2 protein-coding genes and 1 pseudogene are annotated in these 2,652 nt (G+C 59.2%); all 3 read left to right on the top strand.

The window, feature by feature from the left end; all coding sequences use genetic code 11:
• Positions 1 to 1,276 (top strand): annotated as a pseudogene (locus SGJ19_18505) (EF-Tu/IF-2/RF-3 family GTPase).
• Positions 1,277 to 1,620: 344 nt separating this feature from the next.
• A complete protein-coding gene (locus tag SGJ19_18500; protein ID MDZ4782242.1) occupies positions 1,621 to 2,100 on the top strand; it encodes a MarR family transcriptional regulator in 480 nt (159 codons plus the stop codon).
• Between the two features lie 171 nt (positions 2,101 to 2,271).
• Positions 2,272 to 2,652 (top strand): glycosyltransferase (locus tag SGJ19_18495; GenBank protein ID MDZ4782241.1); only part of this gene is annotated, 381 nt, incomplete at its 3' end.

Here is a 2,652-nt window from a genome sequence, read left to right as displayed (position 1 = left end):
GTGCGTTACTTGCCGTCGCCGCTGGAGCGCGACATCAAGGCCAAGCAATACAAGAACCCGGACGAAGCGTTCGACCTGACGCCCGACCCGGCCAAGCCGTTCGTCGGGATGGCGTTCAAGATCGTGGAAGATCCGTTTGGACAATTGACATTCACGCGAATCTACCAGGGCACGATCACCAAGGGCGAAACTTACTACAACCAGCGCACTGGCCGGAAGCAACGCTTCAGCCGCATCGTCCGCATGCACGCTGACAAGCGCTCGGAGATTGATTCCGCCGGCCCCGGCGACATCGTGGCCGTGATGGGGCATCGACTGCGCCAGCGGCGATACCTACGCGTCGACCGGCGAGTATTGCACGCTGGAAAGCATGTTCGTGGCCGACCCGGTCATTCGCATGGCGATCGCTCCCGTGAACCGCGACGGCGCGGACAAGCTCGGCAAGGCGCTCAATCGGTTTTCCAAGGAAGACCCGACGTTCCGTGTCAACACGGACGAAGAGACTTCGGAAACGTTGATCGCCGGCATGGGCGAGTTGCACTTGGAAATCTACGTCGAGCGGATTCGCCGCGAGTACGGCGTCGAGGTCGAAGTCGGCGCGCCGAAGGTCAGCTACCGCGAGTCCCCGACGCGCAACACCACCTACGATTTCAAGCACAGGAAGCAGACGGGCGGTTCCGGCCAATACGCCCACATCAAGGGCTCGTTCGAAGTACTGCCAGAAGAGTCGACCGAGGCCTTTGAATTCGAGGACAATGTCGTCGGCGGTCGTATTCCGAAGGAATACATCCCCGCGGTGCAGAAAGGCTTCCGCGATTCGATTGCCAAAGGCCCGTTGGGGCAGTACCCGATCGTGGGCGTGAAGTGCATTCTGGAAGACGGCTCCTATCACGAAGTCGATAGCTCCGACATGGCGTTCCAGATCTGCGCCCGGAACTGCTTCCGCGAGACCTTCCTGCAAATGAAGCCGGCCTTGCTGGAGCCGATCATGAAGCTGGAGGTCGAAGTGCCCACGCAATTCCAAGGTGCGGTCACGGGCGAGTTGAACAGCCGCCGCGGAATGATCGTGCAGACGGAAATGCTCGGCCCGATTGCCAAGATCGAAGCGGAAGTTCCGCTCTCGGAAACCTTCGGCTACTCGACCGACCTCCGCAGCATGACGCAGGGCCAAGGCACCTTCACCATGGAGTTCGCCAAGTACCGCCGCGTACCTGGCAACATCCAGGAAGCGATCCTGGCCGAGAAGAGAAAGCAGCAGTTGGTCGGCGCGAAGTAAGCCGGTCAGAACTCAGCAGTAATTCTCCAGCGGAGCGGTTGGCCTTGGTCAGCCGCTCCGCTTTTTTGTTGCGCCGCGCCACGCGCTTTGGCGAAATCGGCAAGGCGACCTGTAACGGCGAATTCGGCCCAATTCTCGTCCGGTCCCTCGCAATATTTAGTTAAAGCAAAAAGCAACTATCAAGTTTCCGACGCCTACAAAACGATGTAAAAATAGGCACGATTCGAGGATAATCCGTAGAAACACCCTTCGGCATGCGGCGCGCCTCGGGATTGAAGGCTTTTGCCAATCGCTTTATAATTCGTAGTTGAACCAGTTTTTGGCCACTAAGTGCGCGGTCGGATATGTTCAGCTTGGAGGACGAGATTGTCCTGACGCTCCGCCGAGTCTCCCAAGCCGTCGATACGCATTCGCGATATCTCTGGCAGGAATACGGGCTTACGGCGCCGCAACTGGGAACTCTGCGGGAACTGGACCAGACGGACAAACTGACCCCCACCGCATTGTCGGAGCGCATTCATGTGAGTGCGGCGACGTTGGCGGGAATCCTGAAGCGGCTGGAGGCTCGAGGCCTCATTCGCCGTAAGCGAGACGAGGCGGATCGTCGCAGCCACACGTTGAGTCTCACGGAGGAAGGACGGCGATTATCGCGTCAGGCCCCCTCGCTGCTACGCGACCAGTTCCGCACGAAACTGGCGAAAATGAAACCTTGGGAACGAACTCACATGCTGGCGATCCTGCAACGCGTCGCTGAGATGATGGATGCGCCGGACGACGGCGAGGCGCCGTTCTTGTATCACGAGCCGGCCCCGCCAAGCGATTGATACAGACTTGTTACGGCGAAGAACTCCACACCAACATTCGACCATTCGAGAGACAGAACCGCGGTAGCTCGAAACCACGCCGAGCGCGAACTAACACACAGGTTGAGGCGCATGTGTCGCAACCGACCACCTGCGGAGCCACGGTTCCGCCAGACTAAGGGGAAGACCGCCATGCAAAACAGCACTCCGCGAAAGCGCATCCTCATGATTTCCACGCATGGGTATGTGCAAGCCGAACCTGTATTGGGCAAGCCAGACACCGGCGGCCAGGTCGTTTACGTGCTCGAGCTTTCCAAATGCCTCGCGAGAATGGGTTACCAGGTCGACGTGTTGACCCGTCAATTCGAGGATTTGCCCGCCGAGGAGCCCGTTGCTGACTGCGTGCGCATTCTGCGATTTCCGTGCGGCAGCAATTCCTTCATTCCGAAGGAGACGCTCTGCGACGAGATCCCCGAGTGGATCGACCATGCATCGCAATGGTTGCGCGGCGTTCAAGGAGAGGTGCTGTTCATCAACAGCCACTATTGGGATGCGGGTCTGGCCGGCGCCGGC

It is taken from the genome of Planctomycetia bacterium (assembly GCA_034440135.1).
Classification (GTDB): domain Bacteria; phylum Planctomycetota; class Planctomycetia; order Pirellulales; family JALHLM01; genus JALHLM01.
This window is presented reverse-complemented; position numbering and strand designations above follow the sequence as displayed.

Excerpts from the sequence above, each read along its gene's own strand:
- SGJ19_18500 (MDZ4782242.1), top strand. The coding sequence starts at position 1,621 with ATGTTCAGCTTGGAGGACGAGATTGTCCTGACGCTCCGCCGAGTCTCC.